The following is a 19,063-nucleotide window of genomic DNA, read 5'->3' as shown; positions in this document are numbered from 1 at the left end:
GGCACCGTAGAAGGAGGCACGCCATGCCCGCCCACGGCAACGCCAGGAACCGGCAGAACAACAACTCGCGCGCCCGCGGCCGCGGGACCACGCCCGCCGCCAACCTGCGCCGCCCACGCGGCGGCGGCGTGACCAAGACCAAGCGCCTCACCTCGGTGCCCGCCTGGACCGACGCCGAACGCCAGACGCTCAGCTCCGACGCCGACAAGCGGGCGCTGCGGGCCGTCTACAACCGCTTCTACCAGGGCCAGGACCGCAAACTTTCCCTGCAGGACGGCGTCACCACGACCAAGGTCTACAAGTTCGTCGCGGAGGCCGACAACGGCTACCTGAACCGGAGCGTCGACAAGGACGCGATGCGCAGGTTCAAGGCCGACGGCGGCCGGGTCTATGAAGTCGCCCCCCAGGGCGGCGGCGACTTCGACGCCCAGCTCGATTCCTCCGGCAACTACTTCCGCGTCGAGAACCGCAACGCCGCGCGCGACGACGCCACCCTGGACGGCAAGGCGCGGCGCATCGTCGTCAACGTCAACAACCAGGACGCGGCGCTGCGCATCGCCCGCAACCTCACCCAGCTCTACACCGACCCCGCGGTCTCACGGTACTTCCGCCAGTTCAAGATGTACGTCTCCGGCCAGGACCAGCAGGGCGTCCCCACCAAGCACGACAAGATCGTCATCTACTACGCGATGCGCGGCAACAACGCGCCCACCGACCACGTCGGCGACCGCATCGTCGAGGTGCTGGAGAACTCCGTCGGCCCCGACGACCTCGACGACCGGCTCGCGCCCTTCTACCGCCGCATCGCCCCGGGCATCGGCTGGTCGCACGAACCCTCCCGCTACCTCAAGGGCCTGGGGAGGGGCAATGCCAGCTTCACCGAAGCGCGCTCGGAGGTCATCGCCAACGCCATGCTCGCCCACCCGCAGGTCAAGACCGCGCAGGAGTTCTATGACATGATCAACGCCGCGCTGCTCAACGCCAAGGTCGACCCGAGCCGGCCGCACCGCCAGGGCAGCTAGTCGGGCGCCCAGTACTTCTCCAGGACCTTCTCCAGGTCCCTGACCACCGGGGACCAGGTCTTGGTGAGCCGGTACTTCACGACGCGGTGGCCGCGGTACCTCAGCGTGTACTTCAGGAAGTCGGCCCCCTGTGGGCGGGCCTGCGACGTGCCCAGCTTCAGCCGCTTCAGGTGCGCCTTGAGCGTGCGCCACTCCGCCCTGGTCAGGCACTTGTCGACGGTTGGGCCGGTGCGGCGGCTGAGCCGTACGCAGGAGTTGGTGTAAACCCTCACGCGGTCGCTGAACCCCGCGAAGCCGCCCTCCCTGCGCAGCTCCACGAGCAGCTTCTTCTGCTGTACGGCCACCGCCTGCGCGGGCAGGCCGAGCCCGGCGACCAGGCCCAGCAGCAGCACCGGCAAGAGGATGAGGCGCCAGATCTTCATACCCTTTAGACGCGCGGCGGCGCCGCCCGGCTCACGTGTTCCTCGATCTGTTCGCGTTCCCACGCGCCGTTGCCGACGACCAGGGCGTAGGCGAGGTCGAGAGTGGCCTCGGGCGGCAGCCGTACCTCGTCGTGGAAGGCGATCGACGGGTTGACCGCCGGGAACCACGCGTTCCTGGCGAACCACGTCTGGCCCGGCTCGCTCAGGAACAGCAGCGTCGAGGCGCGGTCCACCTCGTCGTGCCTGCCGGTGTAGGCCAGCCAGGGGGCGTTCTGGCCCATCATGTCCTCGCCCGACCGGCCGTCCGAGGACAGGATCGTGCCGCCGGTGAGGTCGCGCGGGCCGCGCCAGAACAGGCCGCTGTAGCCGGCGAGGGGGCGGCCGTGCGTCGTCGGGCTGCCGAACATCAGGTCCGCGCCGCGCACGTTGCGCAGGGAGGTGGCGAAGTCGAGCCGCCACCACGACTCCTCCACCGTGACCAGGAAGCGGCGGGTCTCCTCCACCCACCGCTCGCCGGCCCGCGTCCACCAGGTCAGCCGTTCGACGCCGGGGGAGAGCCACTCCTCGTGCCGCATGGTGCCGTTGTTGTCCCGCTGGATGTAGCGGGCCTGGTCGTGGACGTACGTGCCGCCGCCCCAGAAGTTCTGCCCCGACAGGTGGGATGCGGTCATCTGCAGGCCCTTGTGCCAGCGGTGGTCGTGCGGGCGGTAGCCCGTGACGACGTCGCCGTCCAGGGTGCGCAGCGGGTGGAAGTACGGCTTGGGGGACTCCTCGACGGGCATGTCGGGACGGTAGACGTAGCGGAGGATCTCAACGCCGCCCGCCTCGTGGATCAGCTCGGAACCGGTGTCCTTCACGGCGGTGATGCTATCCGTTGGGAAAGCGGTTTCCAAGGTTTCTAGAGCCCGTACTCCTCCAGAAGGCGCAGCCACACCTCGCTGACCGCCGGGAAGGACGGGACCGCGTGCCACAGCTTCTCCAGCGGTACCTCGGCCGTCACCGCGATCGTCGCCGCGTGCAGCAGTTCGCCCACGCCGGGACCGACGAACGTCACGCCGACCGGCACCTTGCGCGACTCGTCGACGACCATCCTGGCCCGCCCGACATATCCGTCGCCGAGCAGGTACGCGCCCGAGACCGAGGCCATGTCGTAGTCGACCACCCGCACGTCCATCCCCTGGCGCCGGGCCGCCTGCGCGGTCAGGCCCACCGAGGCGGCCTGCGGATCGGTGAAGACCACCTGCGGCGCCCCGCGCCCGTCCGCGCTGTCACGCAGGGCCGGGCCGTCGTCCGGCTTGCCCGCCGCGCGCGCCGCGATGACGTCGCCGCACACCCGGGCCTGGTACTTGCCCATGTGGGTGAGCAGGTTGCGCCCGTTGACGTCGCCGACCGCGTACAGCCAGTCGAAGCCCGGCACCCGCATGCTGTCGTCCACCTCGACGGGCCCCTCGGCCGCCAGGCCGACGCTCTCCAGCCCCACGTCGCCGACGGCCGCCTCGCGCCCGGTCGCCACCAGCAGCTCGTCGGCCTCCACCGCCGAGCCGTCCGCCAGGTGCACGGTGACCGGCCCGCCGTCCACCGGCCGTTCCACCCGCTCCACCGAGACGCCGGTACGCAGGTCGATGCCCGACTTCCGCAGCGAATCGGCCAGCAGTTCCCCGGCGAACGGCTCCATCCTGCCCAGCAGCCCGCCGCGTACCAGCAGTGTCGTCTCGCGCGCGCCCAGCGCGTGCAGCGCCTGCGCCATCTCGCAGGCCACGACGCCGCCGCCCAGCACGACCAGGCGCTCGGGCACCTGCCGAACCGTGGTCGCCTCCCGGTTGAACCACGGGCGCGCCTGCGCCAGGCCCGGGATCCCGGGCACCACCGGGACGCTCCCGGTCGCCAGCACCACCGCGTGCCGGGCACGCAGGCGGGTCACCGTACCGTCGGAGCCGGTGACCTCCACCTCGCGCGGGCCCGTCAGCCGCCCGCGGCCGCGCACCAGCGCGGCCGGAAGCTTCTCCACCCACTCCACCTGGCCGCTGTCGTCCAGGCCGGAGATCGCCTCGTCACGCCGGGCGAGCACCGCGGCGACGTCCACCGGGCCGGTGCTCAGGCCCGGCACCCGCGACACCTCGGCCGCCAGCTCCATCGGGCGCAGCAGCGCCTTGCTCGGGATGCAGGCGTAGTAGGAGCACTCGCCTCCGGCCAGGTGCTCCTCCACGACCGCGGCGCTCAGCCCGCCGCGCACCGCCCGCCCGGCCACGTTCTCCCCGGCCGGTCCGGCGCCGATGACCACCACGTCCACGTCCACGCGTGTCTCCCCTCTCGTCGGCCACCCACGCTAGCCTGAAACGCACGATGAACCGTTTGACCACGTCACGTGGCGAGCTTGAGCTCACCCGCCACCCAGAGGACCCACGCGACCCGCTGCGCGCGTGGGACGCCGCCGACGCCTACCTGCTGCGCCACCTCGGCGAGCCGGCCGACCCCGGCCAGGTCGTGATCGCCTTCGACCGGTGGGGCGCCCTGGCGACCGCGCTGGCGGCGCACCGCCCGGCGCAGATCTCCGACTCCCACCTCGCCCAGGAAGCCACGCGCGCCAACCTCAAACGCAACGGCGTGGACGCCGACGCGGTCCGGCTGCTGTCCACGCGCGACGACCCGCCGCCGCGCGCCGACACACTGCTCGTGCGGGTGCCCAAGAGCCTGGCCCTGCTGGAGGACCAGCTCCACCGGCTGGCGCCGTCACTGCGTCCGGACACGGTCGTCGTGGGGGCCGGGATGGTCAAGGAGATCCACACCTCGACGCTGCGGCTGTTCGAGACCATCATCGGGCCCACGCGGACGTCGCCGGCCCAGCAGAAGGCCCGGCTGATCTTCAGCACCTTTTCCGCCCCTGCGGGTGGTGCCGCGAATCCGTGGCCGCTGTCCTACGCGCTGCCGGGCGGGATCGGGCCGGCCTCCGGGCGTACCGTGGTCAACCACGCCGGGGTCTTCTGCGCCGACCGGCTCGACGTCGGCACCCGCTTCTTCCTCGCCCACCTGCCCCGCACCACCGGCCCGGTCACCATCGCCGACCTGGGCTGCGGCAACGGCGTCGTCGGCATGTCGGCGGCCCTGGACAACCCCGAGGCCACGATCGTCTACGCCGACGAGTCACACCAGGCCATCGCCTCGGCCCGGGTCAACGCCCCGCCGGGGGCCGCGCGCTTCCTGCTCGCCGACGGCCTGACCGGTGTGGAGCCGGGAACGGTCGACCTCGTACTCAACAATCCGCCCTTCCACACCCACCAGGCCGTCGGCGACGCGACCGCCTGGCGGATGTTCACCGGGGCGCGGCGGGCCCTGCGGCCCGGGGGAGAGCTGTGGGTGATCGGCAACCGGCACCTCGGCTACCACGTCAAACTGCGCCGGATCTTCGGCAACTGCGAGGTGATGGCCAGCGATCCGAAGTTCGTGGTGCTACGCGCGAGAAAGGGCCGGCGGTAGCGCCCCTCGGCTTGGGCGACGACCGTCTCGACATCGGCCTCGTCGGTTCACCGTGCGAGCGGCTTGGTCGTGTGGACACCGATGTCGTGCACGCGCACGCCCGCGCTGACGTCAGGACGAGTCCCCCTGCGGGGTGTCGGTCTGGGTGCCTTCGGGACGGCGGAGCCCCGGTGCCGTCCTCCTTCCGGCGTCCTTCCGCCGCCTGCGACTGCGCCGGGCGGGGGCGCGGTGGGAGCCGGTGCCGGTCAGCGAGCGTACCGACAGCTCCTGGTAGCGCTCCGGATCCACCTTCTCGTCGCTGAGCAGCGTTCCCAGCACCGCGCACAGGAACCCGAACGGGATCGAGACCAGCCCCGGGTTCTCCAGCGGGAACACGTGGAAGTCCACCCCGGCGGGCAGCAGCGACAGCGACCGTCCCGACACCGGGTCCACCTTGCCGGAGACCACCGGCGACAGCACGACCAGGAGCACCGACGCCCCGAGCCCGCCGTAGATCCCGGCCACCACCCCGCTCGAGTTGAACCGCCGCCAGAACAGCGACAACACGATCGCGGGCAGGTTCGCCGAAGCGGCCATCGCGAACGCCAGCGCCACCAGGAACGCCACGTTCTGGTGGCGGGCGATCACCGCCAGCCCGATCGCCAGCAGCCCGATCACACACGAGGAGAACCGGGCCACCGCCACCTCCTGCGACTCCCTCGGCCGGCCGAACATCAGCACGTGCCCGAAGTAGTCGTGCGCCAGCGAGGTCGAGGAGGCCAGCACCAGCCCCGACACCACCGCCAGGATCGTCGCGAAGGCCACCGCGCCGATGAACGCCAGCAGCACGTCACCGCCCAGCGCCCGCGCGAGCTGCAGCGCGGCGGCGTTGCCCGCCGGATCCTGGGCGGCGATGGCGTCCTGCCCCACCAGCGCGGTCGCGCCGAACCCCAGCGCCAGCGTCATCAGGTAGAAGACCCCGACCAGGCCGATGGCCCAGTTCACCGAGGTACGCGCCGCCCGCGCGTCCGGCACCGTGAAGAAGCGGCTGACGATGTGGGGGAGCCCGGCGGTGCCCAGTACCAGCGCGAGCGCCAGGCTGATGAAGTCGAGCTTGTTGACCAGCGTCCGCAGCGGATCGCCCGCGACCTCCTTGCCGAACCGGCCGCCCGGCTGCAGGAACCCGGCGTGGCCGCTGTTGCGGGCGGCGGCGCCGAGCATGTCGCTCAGGTTGAAGCCGAACCGGCTGAGGACCATGACCGTCAGCACGGTGGTGCCGCCCATGAGCAGCACCGCCTTGATGATCTGAACCCAGGTGGTGCCCTTCATGCCGCCGAACATGACGTAGACGATCATCATGGCGCCGACCGCGACGATCGTCACGATCTTGGCGGTGTCGGTGGAAACGCCGAGCAGCAGGGATACGAGCGCGCCCGCGCCGACCATCTGGGCGAGCAGGTAGAAGACGGACACGGTGACGGTCGAGGCCACGGCCGCCGTTCTGACGCGAGGCTGGCGCCGTACCCGATAGGACAGGACGTCGGCCATGGTGAAGCGGCCCGCGTTGCGCATCAGCTCCACCAGCAGGAGCGTGAGCAGCCAGGCGACGAGGAAGCCGATCGAGTACAGGAAGCCGTCGTAGCCCGACAGCGCGATGATGCCCGCGATGCCGAGGAAGGAGGCGGCCGACATGTAGTCGCCGGCCAGCGCGAGGCCGTTCTGGGCGCCGGAGAAGGCTCTGCCACCGGCGTAGTAGTCGTCGGTGCCGCGGGTGTTGGCCCTGGCCCAGAACGTGATGACCAGCGTGATCGCGATGAACAGCACGAACAGGGTGAACGTCAGCGCCGGGCCCATCATGGGCGGCCTCCCCGGGTCCTGCGATGGGCGGGGGTACGGCGCGGCGGCGCCCAGCTCTCGATCCGCCGGCGCTCGGCCGCCAGCCGTTCGGCGTGCTCGCGCTCCGCTTCCATGGCGGCCGCCTCCTCCCGGAGCTGCTCGGACAGGGGATCGAGCATGCGGCGGGCATAGCGTGAATACCGCCAGGCCAGGGCGAACGTGGACACGAACTGCAACACGCCCAGCAGCAGGGCCACGTTGATGTTGCCGACCACCGGCCGGGCCATGAACTCCCGCGCGAAGGCCGACAGCCAGATGTAGAGGAAGTACCAGCCCAGGAACGAGGCGACGATCCCGATGGCCAGCCGATAGAACCTCGTCCGTAGTAACCGGAACCTCCGGTCTTGCGCCAGGCCCGCGTACCACCCCCGCGGAGCCCCGGCGCTGCGATGCCGCGCCTCCCCCACCATCACTCCTACCTGGTTGTGACATTCTGTGGCGAGTTGACTCCACAGTGATACGAACGATAGGGGCCCCAGGCTGGTTAGTCCGGCGATTGGCGGGATTGCCCAAGAGCACGTTCTTCGCGTAGCGGCGCTTCGCGCTTGCGGGGCTCAGGCTGTGTCCCTTTGGGGCTCCGCCCCAAGCCCCGCCCGAAAGGCATGGGCTTCGCAGAGGGGGCGCTTCGCGCCGTGGAGCTCAGGCTGTGTCTCCTTGGGGCTCCGCCCCAAACCCCGGTCAACCGCTCGCGCCCAGAGGTGTCCAGGACCCTTCCGCATCACTGGTCCGGTGTTCGCGTCCCACCCGAGCCGGCCTGGACGATGATCGAACGCGCCGCCACGACCTGTTGCCGCGTTTCGGCTGGGTGAGCGGCGATGTATCGCAGCAGGATGATGGTCACCTAAGTGGCCCCGAGCACGTTCACCGCCCGCTCGCCCGTCAGGGGCTCTAGCACGCTGGCGGCCCTTTTGCTCAGGCGGCATGATCAACCGAAGGGCCGATCCGGATCAGGTCAAGCAGATGGGAAGCCACACGAGTGGCGCTTGTCGTCTTTGAGGCGTTCCGCACGGGCGAAGAGGTAATGCCGCGGTTTCAGTTCTGGTGATCAGTGGGGTCGGGTGTCAGGGCGAGCTTGCCTGTCCCTCGCACCACAGTGTCCTCCGTCAGGGTGTGAGGGGTGACGCCGTAAGAGGCGGCGATCTCGGGGGCCAGCCACACGGCTTCGACCGCCCATTCGTCGAGGTCCTCGGCACTTGCCGTCGCGAGATCGGCCGGGAGCCCCAGACGGAGCAACCGCGCCCTTTCCCGTGGCAAGGGGTCGCCCAGGGCCGGGAGGTCATCGTCTGTCGCCGCGTATCGGCGGACGAGGCTGCCGTGTTCGGCCACCAGCCACGCCGAACCATCGCCCTGCTCGCCGAAATAGTAGGCCTGGCAGCGGGCATACCGTGCGCTCAGCGCCAGGCACGACCTGAGCACGCCTTCGTGGCGTTCGTCGTCGCACGGGTCACACCATGGCCCGATGACCAAGGTGCGACCGTCCACTTCGGGACTGACGTAGACCTGATGGTCCAGACCGCCGTGCACAGCAGTGTCGATCATCTCCCTGGCTTGGGCGAAGGTCATCGGCCGTGACTCGGTCAGCCCGAGCGTCTCCATGACACCCGCCTGATCACCCGTGGGCACCGCGATCCAGTAGTTCCAGCAGCTCCACACCGGCTCAGGCCGGTCCTCCTGTTCGGTCCGCACAGAGGCGAGTATGCCGGGCCTGGTTGATCACCGGGCCGCCCCGGGCGGCCGTTCGCTCATGGCCCCTCTTGGAAGCGGATATCGCCCGGTGATCGGGAGCGCGTACTCCTCCTCCGGACGGCTGGCCACGGCCTCGGCCAGTTCGACCTCGATCTCACGTTCGCGCAGAAACTCGTCGTCGCCGCTCAGGTCGTCTCCTGAGCCTGGGCCGCGAGCCAGTCGCGGTAGCGGATCCGGCCGAGGACGGCGTCGTCGCCGGGCACCAGCGTGCGCTCGCCGGGCACGCTGCCGAAGTAGCGCGCCCGCGGGTCGGTGACCACCTCGCGCGGGTCGCCCCAGGCCGCCAGGGCCTCGCGGAAGAACTCATCCATCCGGGACTGTTCGGGCCCGGCCACCTCCACGCGCCCGTTCAGCGGCGGCCCGGCCGCCACCCGGCCCACCGCCTGGGCGACCTCGTCACCCGCGATCGGCTGGAACCGCACGGGCGCCACACGCACCGTCCCCTCCACCGTGGCGGCGTCGGCGATGCCGCGGGCGAACTCGAAGAACTGCGTCGCGTGCACCAGCGAGAACGGGATCGGCGACTCCTCGATCAACCGCTCCTGGGCGATCTTCGCGGCGAAGTACCCGTTGTCCGGCATCCGCTCGGTGCCCACCACCGACAGCGCCACGTGGTGGCCGACGCCCGCCTCCGCCTCCGCGGCCAGCAGGTTGCGGGTGGAGGTCTCGAAGAACTCCATCACCGCCGCCCGCTCGAACGACGGCGAGTTCGACACGTCGACCACCACCCGCGCACCGGCCAGCACCTCGGCCAGCCCTTCCCCGGTGAGCGTGTCGACCCCGGTGCCCGGCGACGCGGCCACCGCGTCGTGGCCGTGCTCCGTCAGCCTCGTCACGACCTTGGACCCGATCAGCCCGGTCCCGCCGATCACCACGATCTTCATGGCACGCCTTCCTGTACGCCGGAGGCGCCCGTCGCCCCGGTCACCGGCTAAGACCGGGCAGCCTCCGGCGTTGTGACAGCCGCCGCGAAGAATCTTCTTCTATTCGACGAGCTTCCCCTCGCTGGAGACCTCGCGCATGAGCGCGGCGATCTCGGTGGGAGTCGCGGGGATGGCCTCCCTCTCCACCGATCCGGGGCCGGACCACACGAGGTTGACCTGCAGGGCCGGGTCGAGGTCGGGGTAGTCGGAGCGGTTGTGGCAGCCGCGGGTCTCGCGGCGTTCGAGCGCGGTCTCGATCGTCGCGCGGGCGGACAGGGCGGCGGACTTCAGGTCGAAGGCGTGGGCCAGGTCCTGGAAGCCGGCGATGTCCGGGTGCACGCCGACCTCGCCGATGCGCGCCTCCAGCGCGGCGAGTTCGTCCAGGCCCTTCAGCAGCCCGGCCTCGTCGCGGACCACGCCGGCGTGCTCGGTCATGATGTCGCGCAGGGCGCGCTGCAGGGCCCGCACGTTCTCGGGTCCGTCGGCGGCGAGAAGCGTGTCCACCTCTGTCCGCGCTTCGTCGAGCGCCTCGGCCGAACGGCGCTGCGCGGCCAGGCCGGCGGAGTAGGCGGCCGCCTCCTGGCCGACGATGCGGCCGAAGACGAGCAGTTCGATCAGCGAGTTGCCGCCCAGCCGGTTGGCGCCGTGCAGCCCGCTGGCGGCCTCGCCGATCGCGTACAGGCCGTCGACCCCGGTGCCGTGGTCCTCGGGCCGCACCCAGACGCCGCCCATCGAGTAGTGCGCGGTGGGCGCGATCTCGATCGGGTCCTTGGTGATGTCGAGCATCTGCAGTTCCATGAGCGTCTGGTAGACGCGCGGCAGCCGTTCCATGATCGTCTGTCGGGGGAGGTGCGACACGTCGAGCCAGACGCCGCCGTCCGGGGTGCCGCGTCCTTCCTTGATCTCGGTGTACGCGGCCAGCGCGATCCGGTCACGCGTCGACAACTCCAAGCGGTCCGGGTCGTAGCGCGCCATGAAGCGCTCACCGAGGTGGTTGCGCAGGATGCCGCCTTCGCCGCGGGCGGCTTCGGAGACGAGGGTGCCGGCGGCGTTCTCGGGGGCGATGAGGCCGGAGGGGTGGAACTGCACCAGTTCGGGATCGCGGATACGGCACCCGGCGAGGCTGGCCAGGCGGAAGGAGTCGCCGGTGTTCTCGTCGCGGCGCGAGGAGGTGCGCCGCCAGATGCGGGTGTGGCCGCCGGCCGCCAGGATGACCGCGTCGGCGTGGATGACGTAGCGGATGCCGTCGTTCAGGTCGAAGCCGTACGCGCCGAAGACCGCGTTGTCCTTGACCAGGATGCGGGTGATGTAGGCGGTGTCGAGGACGGGGATGTCGAGCTGCGCCGCCCGGTTGATCAGGGTGCGCTGGATCTCCAGACCGGTGTAGTCGCCGGCATAGGCGGTGCGCCGGAAGGTGTGGGCGCCGAAGAACCGCTGCGAGATGCGTCCATCCTGCTCACGGGCGAACGGCATGCCGTACCGCTGAAGATCTTCGATGCCCCGCGCGGCCCCTTCCGTGACGATCTGGACGGTGTGCGGGTTGGCGAGAAGGTAACTCTCCTTGAGGGTGTCGGCGGCGTGCTGCTGCCAGCTGTCCTCGGGGTCCATCGTGGCCAGAGCCGCGTTGATGCCGCCGGCCGCGAGCGAGGTGTGCGCGTCCGCCTTCGGCCGTTTGCCCACCGCCACGACGCTGACACCGCGCTCGGCGAGCTCGATCGCGGCCCGCAACCCGGCCCCTCCCGTGCCGATGACCAAGACCGAGGTGGCGATCCGGTTCTCTGGCGAATACATGGCGCTCCTTTAACCGCATCTGCGAAGAACAGTTCCTAACCTAATGACTTGACGCCGGCGTGATGTGTGACGTTGGCGCTGGTGAGAACGGTCACACTCGGCCGTCGCGGGCGAGTGCTAGCCTGCGGCCGAGGGGAGAAAAGTGGAGGATCTCGACGAAGCCGTGGCGGTGTTCGACGGTGTGCGGCCGCGCCTGTTCGGCATCGCCTACCGGATGCTGGCCAGCGTCACCGAAGCCGAGGACCTGGTCCAGGACGTCTGGCTGCGCTGGCAGGCCTACGACCGCTCCACGGTGGAGAGCCCCGCCGGGTTCCTGGCGACGATCACCACGCGGCTGGCGATCAACGCCTCCCAGTCGGCCCGCGTACGCCGCGAGACCTACCTCGGCCCCTGGCTGCCCGAACCCGTCGACACCACCGCCGACCCCTACCTGGGCGCCGAGCGGGGCGAGGCTCTGGAGTTCGCGGTCCTGTTGCTTCTGGAACGGCTCTCGCCGCCCGAACGCGCCGCCTATGTGCTGCGCGAGGCGTTCGACTACCCGTACCGGGAGATCGCCGAGATCGTCGAGCTCAGCGAACCGGCGGTCCGCCAGCACGTCAGCCGCGCCCGCAAACGCCTGCGCGAAGGCCGGCGCGCCGCCGTCACCGCGGCCGAACAGCGCAGACTGCTGGCGGCCTTCGTCACCGCCGCCCGCTCCGGGGAGCTGGAGGCGCTGGAGGAACTGCTCGCGGCCGACGTGACCAGCTACTCCGACGGGGGCGGGGCCGCGCGCGCGTCCCGGTTTCCGGTGGTGGGCGCGGCTCGGGTGGCGAAGTACGTCAAGGCTTTCGCCGGCCACTTCTGGGTGGGGGTGGAGGTGGCATGGGCGAACACGAACGGCCAGACCTCGGCCATGCTGATCCGCGACGGCCAGGTGTTCACGGTCCTCACGATCAACGCCACACCGGACGGTATCGACCAGGTGTTGTGGCTGATGAACCCCGCCAAGCTCCGCGGCGTGGAGCCCAAAGCCTAGCCCGCGCCGCCTTTGACCACGATCATCAAGGATCGGGACCATGAGGCGCAGGTGGGTGCCCGCGGTGGGCCGGTGGTTCTACGGTGGTCGGCCATGAGAATCGTCATCGTCGGCGGCAGTGGCTTGCTCGGCGGTCAGCTCGCGCGGCGGGCCGTGGCCGGCGGGCATCAGGTGGCCGCCACCTATCTGACCCGGCCCGGCCAGGGCGGGGGAGCCGAGTGGTTGCGGCTCGACCTACGTGACCGCGCCGCCGTCGCCGGCCGGATCGCCGCGTTCGGTCCTGACGTGGTGGTCAACGCGGCCTACCGGCCGGCGGACTGGGTGACGACGGCGGTGGGCGCCGCTCATGTGGCCGGCGCGGTGGCCGGGAGTGGCGCGCGTCTGGTCCATGTGTCCAGCGATGCCGTCTTCTCCGGTCGGGCGGTCGTCTACGCGGAGACGTGCGTTCCCGACCCGATCAGCCCGTACGGGGCGGCGAAGGCGGCGGCGGAGGTGGCCGTGCGGGCGATGGTCCCCTCGGCGGCGATCGTGCGGACGTCCCTGATCATCGGGGACGGTGGTTCGTCGCACGAGGCGTTCGTACACGCGCTGGCGGCGGGGCGGGAGGGCGTGTTGTTCACCGACGACGTGCGCTGCCCCGTGCACGTCGGCGATCTCGCCGCGGCGCTGCTGGAGCTCACGGGCCACGACGCGGCGGGGGTTCACCATGTCGCCGGTGCGGACGCCGTGAGCCGCTACGAGCTGGGATGCCTGGTCGCGCGGCGGGACGGGCTCGATCCGGACCGCCTGCCGACCGGCAGCCGTGCCGCCACGGACCTGGGCGGGCCGCTCGACGTGCGGCTGGACTGCCGCGTCACGCAGGCGCGGCTGCGCACCCGGCTGCGCGGTGCCCGCGAGTTCCTGAGCTGACTCCGAAACCGCCGACCCCCTCGATCGGCCTGCCGAGGTCTTTCAGCCGTCCCCCCCTTCCGAGGAGCAGGCGTAGCAGGTGAGGCGGACCGTCGCCCGGCCGATCGGCACGGCGACGACGCGCGCGGACGCTGATCCGCCCTTCGCCGGGTCAGTCCGGGAAGCGGATGTAGGCCGGCGGCACGGTCGTGGCGAGCCAGACGCCGTTGGCGGTCAGGTGGAAGTCATGACCGGAGGCGTGCATGGTGGCGGCGTCCACGGCGAGGACGACCGGCCGGCCGCGGCGGGCGCCCACGCGCCGGGCGGTCTCGCGGTCGGGGGAGAGGTGCACGTGGTGGCGGTTCATGGGGCGCAGGCCCTCGGCCCTGATGGCCGGCAGCACCCGGGCCACCGTGCCGTGGAACAGGACCTCGGGCGGCGTCGCGACGGGCAGGTCCAGGTCGACGGGGATCGAGTGGCCCTGGTTGGCGCGGATGCGGCCGTCCTCGACGGTGAAGCGGCGCTTGTCGTTCTGGGCGACGGCCTCGTCGAGCTCCTGCCTGGTGATCGGGAAGTTGTGGGCCGCGGCGGCGGCCAGGAACGTGCCGATATCTGTCCAGCCGTGGGGGTCGAGCTCCAGGCCGATCCGGCCGGGCTCGTGCCGCAGGTGCTTGGACAGGTACTTCGAGACGCGCACCAGCCGCCGCTCGTCCATCAGCGCAGCCCGGCGAACAGGTCGTCCTCGTGGTCGGGGGCCTCGACCGTGGAGCTGACGCGGATGAAGGCCTCGTGGGAGAAGGCCATCCTCTGCGCCTCGTCGGGCATCTGCAGGACGAAGATGCTGTCGCCCTGGCTGGCGTGCGCGCGCAGCGCCTTCAGCTTGCGCTCCACCACCGCGGAGGCGTCCACGACGGAGGTGATGAGCTCGTCGGGGGTGCCGAAGTCGGCGTCGGGGTCGAAGTCCTCGCCGAAGTCGACGCCGGCCGCCTTCATCTGCTCGAACATCGCGCGCATCCGCGCGCGGGGGATGGCGGTGTAGTAGAACTTCGCCGGGATGCCGGTGCTCTTCGCCGCGGCGACCGCGACGCGGTGGGCCTGGATGTGGTCGGGGTGGCCGTAGCCGCCGTTCTCGTCGTAGGTGACGACGACCTGCGGGCGGTACCGCTCGATCAGCGCGCTCAGCTTGGCCGCGGCCTCCTCGACCGGCACGTTGGCGAAGGAGGAGGCGTCATGGTTGGCGTCCCAGCCGTCCATGCCGGAGTCCTGGTAACCGAGCAGCTCGACGTGGGTGATGCCCAGGTGCCCGGCCGACTCGCGCAGCTCGGCCAGCCGCTGCTGGGCCACGGCGGCGGCGTCGTGGCCGTCCTGGCCCGGCTTCACCCCGCCCACGCCGTCGCCCTGCTCACCGTTGGTGCAGGTCACGAGGACGGTGCGGATGCCCTCGTCGGCATAGCGGGCGAGGATGCCGCCGGTGCTCAGGACCTCGTCGTCGGGGTGGGCGTGTACGGCCATCAGCGTCAGTTGGTCCATGAGGGTGGAGCCTACTCGGCAAGCCCGACAAATCCCGCGCCGGTCTCACACGGCGGCCGGTACGGCAGGCCGGGGAAGTGCACCGCCCATTCCGCCGTGGTGATCCGGGGGAAGGCGGCTTCGCACAACCGGGCGGCCAGCCGTACCGTGCCGGTCTCCCAGAGCAGCGCCGTGCGGTCGTGACTGCCGGTCGCCAGGGTGTGCCCGTCGGGGCCGAACGCGACGGAGGAGACTCCGTCGGCGTGCGCGCCCAGCGAGGCCGTCTCCACGGGACGGCGGCGGTCGGCGAGATCCCACAGGCGCAGCGAGCGGTCGTTGCCCGAGGTGGCGAGCGTGCGGCCGTCCGGGCTGAAGGCGACCATGGAGACGCTGCCGGTGTGACCGCCGAGGGTGGCCAGCGCGCGGGCGTGCGCGGGGTCGGCGACGTCCCAGAGGCGCGCGGTGCGGTCGAAGCTCGCCGTGGCGAGCGTGCGGCCGTCGGGGCTGTAGGCGAGGGAGTTGATGCCGTCGGCGTGGCCGGTCAGCGTGGACAGGGGGATGGGGCGGCTCAGGTCGGTGACGTTCCACAGCCGGGCGTCGTGGTCCCAGCCGGCGGTGGCCAGGATGCGGCCGTCGGGGCTGAAGGCGAGTGTGTTGACGCCTTCCGCGTCGGCCGTGAAGGCGCCCGCGCGGCGGGGGCGGCGGGGGTCGCGTACGTCCGTGAACCGCACGGTGGTGTCGAGGCTCGCGCTGGCCAGGGTGGTGCCGTCGGGGGAGAAGGCGACGGCGTTGACGTTGGCGGTGTGGCCGGTGAGCGTCGCGAGGGGGCCGGGGCGGGCGGCGGCGACGTCCCAGAGCCGGACGGTGCGATCGTAGGCGGCGGTGGCGGCGACGGCGCCGCCGGGGCTGAACGTCACCGCCCAGACGGCGGCGTCGTGGCCGGTCAGGACGGCGCGCTGCCGGGTGCGGCCGGGCTCGGAGACGTCCCACAGGCGCAGCGCGCGGTCCTCGCCGACCGTCGCGAGCGTGCGGCCGTCGGGGCTGAAGGCCAGCCAGTGGACGCCGCCGGTGTGCCCGGTCAGCGCGGGATGGGGCAGGTCCCAGAGCCGGACGGTGTAGTCGTCGCTGGCCGAGGCCAGCGTGCGCCCGCCGGGGGCGAACACGGCCGAGACCGCGTTGCCGGTGTGGCCGGTGAACGCGGTCAGGGCCCGGGGCTCGTCCGGGTCGGTGACGTCGGTCAGGCGCACGGTGTCGTCGTGCCCGGCGCTGACGAGCGTGCGGCCGTCGGCGCTGAAGGCGACCGAGCGCACGATCTCCTGGTGGTCGCCGGCCCGCGCCCGCGCCCGTGCGCGAGTCCCGTCGACCTGCCAGAGGCGGACGTCGCCGTCGTTGCCCGCCGTGGCGAGCAGGCGCCCGTCCGGCCGGTACGCCACCCAGGCCACGGGCCCGGTGTGCCCGCGCAGGGAGGAAGGCGGCCGGCCGGGGTCGGCCAGATCCCACAGCCGGGCGGTGCGGTCGAAGCTGCCGGTGGCCAGCGTGCGCCCGTCCGGGCTGAATGCCACCGACACGACGGCGGCGCCGTGACCCCGCAGGCTCGCCGCGACCCGCGGCCCGGCGACGTCCCACACCCGGGCGACGCGGTCGTCGCCCGCCGTGGCCAGGAGCCGGCCGTCGGGGCTGAAGGCGACCGCGTTCACGTTGGCGTCGTGCGGCAGGACGGCCGGCGCCCGCCCGGGATCGGCGAGGTTCCACAGGCGTACCGTGTGGTCCCAGCTCGCCGTGGCGGCCAGCCGGCCGTCGGGGCTGAAGGCGGCGGCGTTGACGTTGCCGCGGTGTCCGGTCAGCACGGCCAGCCGGCGCGGCCGGTGCGGGTGGGTGATGTCCCAGAGCTGCGCGGTCCGGTCGCGGCTCGCGCTGATCAGGCTGCGGCCGTCCGGGCTCACCGCGACCGAGTTGACCCGGTCGCTGTGGCCGGTGAGGCGGGTGGCGTACGGGGTGGCGAAGACGCGCAGCAGGCTGTTGCGCGCGTCCTCGGTGGGCGACAGGCGGTAGGCGGCCAGGCTGAGCTGCGCGGACAGCGCCGGGTCCGTCTGGCGGAGCCGGTCGGCCGCTGCGGCGACCTTCTGCGACAGGGCGAGGTCGCGCTGGCGCGTGGCGGCCTGCTCGGAGCGGACGGCGTAGATCGTGGTGGCCGTGGTCAGCATCACCAGTACGGCCAGCAGCGCCGTGAGCCGCCGCAGGCGCCGGGCCCGTCGCCGCGCCGCGGCCTGGTCCTCGGCCGCCGCGGTGGCGCTGACGGCCAGGAAGTCGCGTTCTCCCGGCGACAGGAGCGGACGGTGCGCGGCGGCCCATTCCAGGGCGACGGCCAGGCGGGTGCCGCGGTGCAGCGCGGCGTGGTCCCTGGACTCCTCCTCCCACGCCTCGGCCGCCTCGGTGATCTGGCGGTGGACGCGCAGGCCGTCGCGGTCCTCGGTGAGCCAGGCGCGCAGGCGGGGCCACGACTTGATCAGCGCTTCGTGCGCGATCTCGACGGCGTCGCCGTGCAGGGTGACGAGCCGGGCGCGGGCCAGCGCTTCGAGCACCTCGGCGGCCTTCGGGTGGTCGAGCTCGCCGCGCGAGATGCGGCGTCTGGTGTCCTCGGTGCCCTCGCCGAGCGCGGTGAGCCGGAGGAAGATCTGCCGGACCAGCGCCTGCCCGTCAGGGCCGAGCGCGTTGTAGACGGCCTCCGAGCTCTGGGCGACGGCGCGTTCGATGCCGCCGGTGGCCTCGTACCCGGTCAGGCTGACGGTGTTGCCGCGCCGGCGCCGCCAGGTCTCCAGCAGCGTGTGGGACAGCAGCGGCAGCACGCCCGCCTGGCCGGTGGCGTCGGCGACCAGCCGGGAGACCAGCGCGGTCTCGACCCGGTAGCCCAGGTCGACGGCCGGTTGCGTGATCGCCCGGTGGAGCTCTTCCGCCGTCATGGGGCCGACCAGGACCTGCGCGTCCTGCAGCACCTCGGCCAGGCTGGGGTGCTGGGCGCAATGATGGTAGAAGTCGGTGCGCACGCCGATGACCACGCGGGTGCGGTTGCCGGGATCGCCCGCCGCGGCCACCAGCGCCGCGATGAAGGCGGCACGCTCCGCGGGATCCTGGCACAGGGTGAACACCTCTTCGAACTGGTCGGCGACCAGCACGAAGTCCTGCTCCGAGCCCTCCTTGGCCACGACCTGCCGGGTCAGCAGGCCGAGGCCGGCGGGCCGTTCGCCCAGGTCCTTGTGCGGATCGCCGGGCGCGACGCCGAGCATCGCGCCCAGCCCGGTCGCGCACTCGCGCAGCGGATGGGCGCCCGGGGTCAGCACCAGCGCGGGCCGCCCGGCGAGCGCGGGCAGCAGTCCGGCGCGCAGCAGCGACGACTTGCCCGATCCGGACGCCCCGAGCACCGCGACGAACCGCCGCTCCGACACCATCGTCCGCACCCGCTCCACGAGCCGCTCCCGGCCGTGGAAGCGCTCGGCGTCCTGCTGCCTGAAGGCGGCCAGTCCGAGGTACGGCGCCGCCGCCTCGTCGGCCGGCTCCTGCGGGGTCAGCTCGTCGGCCAGCCCATGCCATCGGGCCTGCCATTCCTGGAGGTCCCCGCCACACGAGGCGACATAAGCCAGCGTCACCGACAAACTCGGAAGTTTACGGCCCCCGGCGGCCTCAGAAAGGGTGCTGGCCGAATAATGCGCGCGTCCGGCGAGTTCCCGGTACGACGGCGTCCCGGCCTTTTCCCTGAGTTTCCGCAGATCCGCCGCGAACCGCGATAACCCATCGTCAGCCGGGCCCAGCGGACGCTCCTGGCGAGGTATCGTCGCCCCCCTTGTCGATGGGCCAGCGGCATTCATTGTTCAGCGGTTGATGTTCGGTGTCCAGCGTGTGAGACCGAACAAGCCCTTTACTCCTATACAGGGAGGCGTCCGCGAAAGCCGGAACACCGAATCCGGAAAACGAGGGGAAACGATCATGAAGAGACTCGCGGTGGCACTCGTCGCCTTCGCCGCGCTGCTGGGGCTCGCCGCCCCGGCCCAGGCGGCCCCCGTCCGCGCGGCCGAGGTGTCGGCCGCCGCCCTGCCCACGAAGTGCGACAACATCGGCTGGGGCCCGAGCCTGGTGTGCATCGACATCAATGCCGGGGAGCGGTGGATCACCGTCTGGTACGACCGCAGGGACGGGGTCGGCCGCCAGTGGGTGCACGGCCTGTCGTACACGGGACCCGATGGAAACCACCAGGACGAGGGCGGTTTCTCCATCAACCCCGGTGAGCTCAAGGGATACCGCTGGTACAACGTGCCCACCGGCTCCGGTGGCTACGTGGGTTTCGTGCGCACGGACGCCGGCACGGACGACACCGGCACGCTCTGGATCTAGCGGCCAGGGGGC

16 protein-coding genes are annotated in these 19,063 nt (G+C 71.8%); 5 read left to right on the top strand and 11 right to left on the bottom strand.

Annotated features, from left to right (window positions below; genetic code table 11):
- Positions 1-23 precede the first annotated feature (23 nt).
- Entirely contained in the window at positions 24-1,022 is a 999-nt protein-coding gene (locus ACIBI5_RS46030; protein WP_397256867.1) for a T3SS effector HopA1 family protein, read from the top strand.
- Here the strand turns inward: ACIBI5_RS46030 and ACIBI5_RS46025 are convergent.
- From ACIBI5_RS46025 to ACIBI5_RS46015, 3 genes are read right to left on the bottom strand one after another with little or no spacing between them, the layout of a single operon-like run.
- The gene (locus ACIBI5_RS46025) at positions 1,019-1,444 is read right to left on the bottom strand and encodes a hypothetical protein (protein WP_397256865.1); all 426 of its coding nucleotides are present in this window, start codon (positions 1,442-1,444) and stop codon (positions 1,019-1,021) included. The genes ACIBI5_RS46030 and ACIBI5_RS46025 overlap by 4 nt on opposite strands.
- A gap of 5 nt (positions 1,445-1,449) precedes the next feature.
- Positions 1,450-2,301: a PmoA family protein gene (locus tag ACIBI5_RS46020; RefSeq protein WP_397256863.1), complete on the bottom strand. Its 852-nt coding sequence runs from the start codon at positions 2,299-2,301 to the stop codon at positions 1,450-1,452.
- 41 nt (positions 2,302-2,342) lie between these two features.
- Positions 2,343-3,740: a dihydrolipoyl dehydrogenase family protein gene (locus tag ACIBI5_RS46015; RefSeq protein ID WP_397256861.1), complete on the bottom strand. Its 1,398-nt coding sequence runs from the start codon at positions 3,738-3,740 to the stop codon at positions 2,343-2,345.
- Between the two features lie 47 nt (positions 3,741-3,787).
- On the opposite strand from ACIBI5_RS46015, the gene ACIBI5_RS46010 reads away from it, so the two are divergent.
- Entirely contained in the window at positions 3,788-4,918 is a 1,131-nt protein-coding gene (locus tag ACIBI5_RS46010) for a methyltransferase (protein ID WP_397256859.1), read from the top strand.
- A 111-nt stretch (positions 4,919-5,029) separates the two neighbouring features.
- Here the strand turns inward: ACIBI5_RS46010 and ACIBI5_RS46005 are convergent, their stop codons facing one another.
- The 5 genes from ACIBI5_RS46005 to ACIBI5_RS45985 all read right to left on the bottom strand — a co-directional run bounded on the left by ACIBI5_RS46005 (position 5,030) and on the right by ACIBI5_RS45985 (position 11,253).
- Positions 5,030-6,751: a cation acetate symporter gene (locus ACIBI5_RS46005; protein ID WP_397257047.1), complete on the bottom strand. Its 1,722-nt coding sequence runs from the start codon at positions 6,749-6,751 to the stop codon at positions 5,030-5,032.
- Positions 6,751-7,203 (bottom strand): DUF485 domain-containing protein, encoded by a 453-nt coding sequence (locus tag ACIBI5_RS46000; RefSeq protein WP_397256857.1) that lies wholly within the window; start codon positions 7,201-7,203, stop codon positions 6,751-6,753. The genes ACIBI5_RS46005 and ACIBI5_RS46000 overlap by 1 nt, the downstream gene beginning before the upstream one ends.
- A 622-nt stretch (positions 7,204-7,825) precedes the next feature.
- Positions 7,826-8,479: a hypothetical protein gene (locus ACIBI5_RS45995; RefSeq protein ID WP_397256855.1), complete on the bottom strand. Its 654-nt coding sequence runs from the start codon at positions 8,477-8,479 to the stop codon at positions 7,826-7,828.
- Between the two features lie 185 nt (positions 8,480-8,664).
- A complete protein-coding gene (locus tag ACIBI5_RS45990; RefSeq protein ID WP_397256853.1) occupies positions 8,665-9,423 on the bottom strand; it encodes an SDR family oxidoreductase in 759 nt (252 codons plus the stop codon).
- 99 nt (positions 9,424-9,522) lie between these two features.
- Positions 9,523-11,253, bottom strand: a complete 1,731-nt coding sequence (locus ACIBI5_RS45985; RefSeq protein WP_397256851.1) for an L-aspartate oxidase — start codon at positions 11,251-11,253, stop codon at positions 9,523-9,525.
- Between the two features lie 142 nt (positions 11,254-11,395).
- On the opposite strand from ACIBI5_RS45985, the gene ACIBI5_RS45980 reads away from it, so the two are divergent.
- Both ACIBI5_RS45980 and ACIBI5_RS45975 read left to right on the top strand, forming a co-directional pair.
- The gene (locus ACIBI5_RS45980) at positions 11,396-12,268 is read left to right on the top strand and encodes an RNA polymerase sigma-70 factor (RefSeq protein ID WP_397256849.1); all 873 of its coding nucleotides are present in this window, start codon (positions 11,396-11,398) and stop codon (positions 12,266-12,268) included.
- Between the two features lie 93 nt (positions 12,269-12,361).
- Positions 12,362-13,177 (top strand): sugar nucleotide-binding protein, encoded by an 816-nt coding sequence (locus tag ACIBI5_RS45975; RefSeq protein WP_397256847.1) that lies wholly within the window; start codon positions 12,362-12,364, stop codon positions 13,175-13,177.
- Between the two features lie 151 nt (positions 13,178-13,328).
- Here ACIBI5_RS45975 and ACIBI5_RS45970 read toward each other — a convergent pair whose 3' ends face one another.
- The 3 genes from ACIBI5_RS45970 to ACIBI5_RS45960 are packed head-to-tail and all read right to left on the bottom strand — an operon-like array spanning position 13,329 to position 18,309.
- Positions 13,329-13,871, bottom strand: a complete 543-nt coding sequence (locus ACIBI5_RS45970) for an RNA 2'-phosphotransferase (RefSeq protein ID WP_397256845.1) — start codon at positions 13,869-13,871, stop codon at positions 13,329-13,331.
- The gene (locus ACIBI5_RS45965) at positions 13,871-14,686 is read right to left on the bottom strand and encodes a PIG-L family deacetylase (RefSeq protein ID WP_397256843.1); all 816 of its coding nucleotides are present in this window, start codon (positions 14,684-14,686) and stop codon (positions 13,871-13,873) included. The genes ACIBI5_RS45970 and ACIBI5_RS45965 overlap by 1 nt, the downstream gene beginning before the upstream one ends.
- An 11-nt stretch (positions 14,687-14,697) precedes the next feature.
- On the bottom strand, positions 14,698-18,309 hold the full coding sequence (locus ACIBI5_RS45960) for a hypothetical protein (protein ID WP_397257045.1): 3,612 nt from the start codon (positions 18,307-18,309) through the stop codon (positions 14,698-14,700).
- Positions 18,310-18,646: 337 nt separating this feature from the next.
- Between ACIBI5_RS45960 and ACIBI5_RS45955 the strand changes: the two genes are divergently transcribed.
- Positions 18,647-19,051 carry a hypothetical protein gene (locus ACIBI5_RS45955; protein WP_397256841.1) on the top strand — a complete coding sequence of 135 codons (405 nt, stop codon included), beginning with the start codon at positions 18,647-18,649 and terminating at the stop codon, positions 19,049-19,051.
- Positions 19,052-19,063 lie beyond the last annotated feature (12 nt).

The organism is Nonomuraea sp. NPDC050540 (assembly GCF_044457485.1).
Lineage (GTDB): Bacteria > Actinomycetota > Actinomycetes > Streptosporangiales > Streptosporangiaceae > Nonomuraea.
The sequence above is the reverse complement of the archived record's forward strand: the minus strand, read 5'-3'. Positions and strand labels throughout refer to the sequence as shown.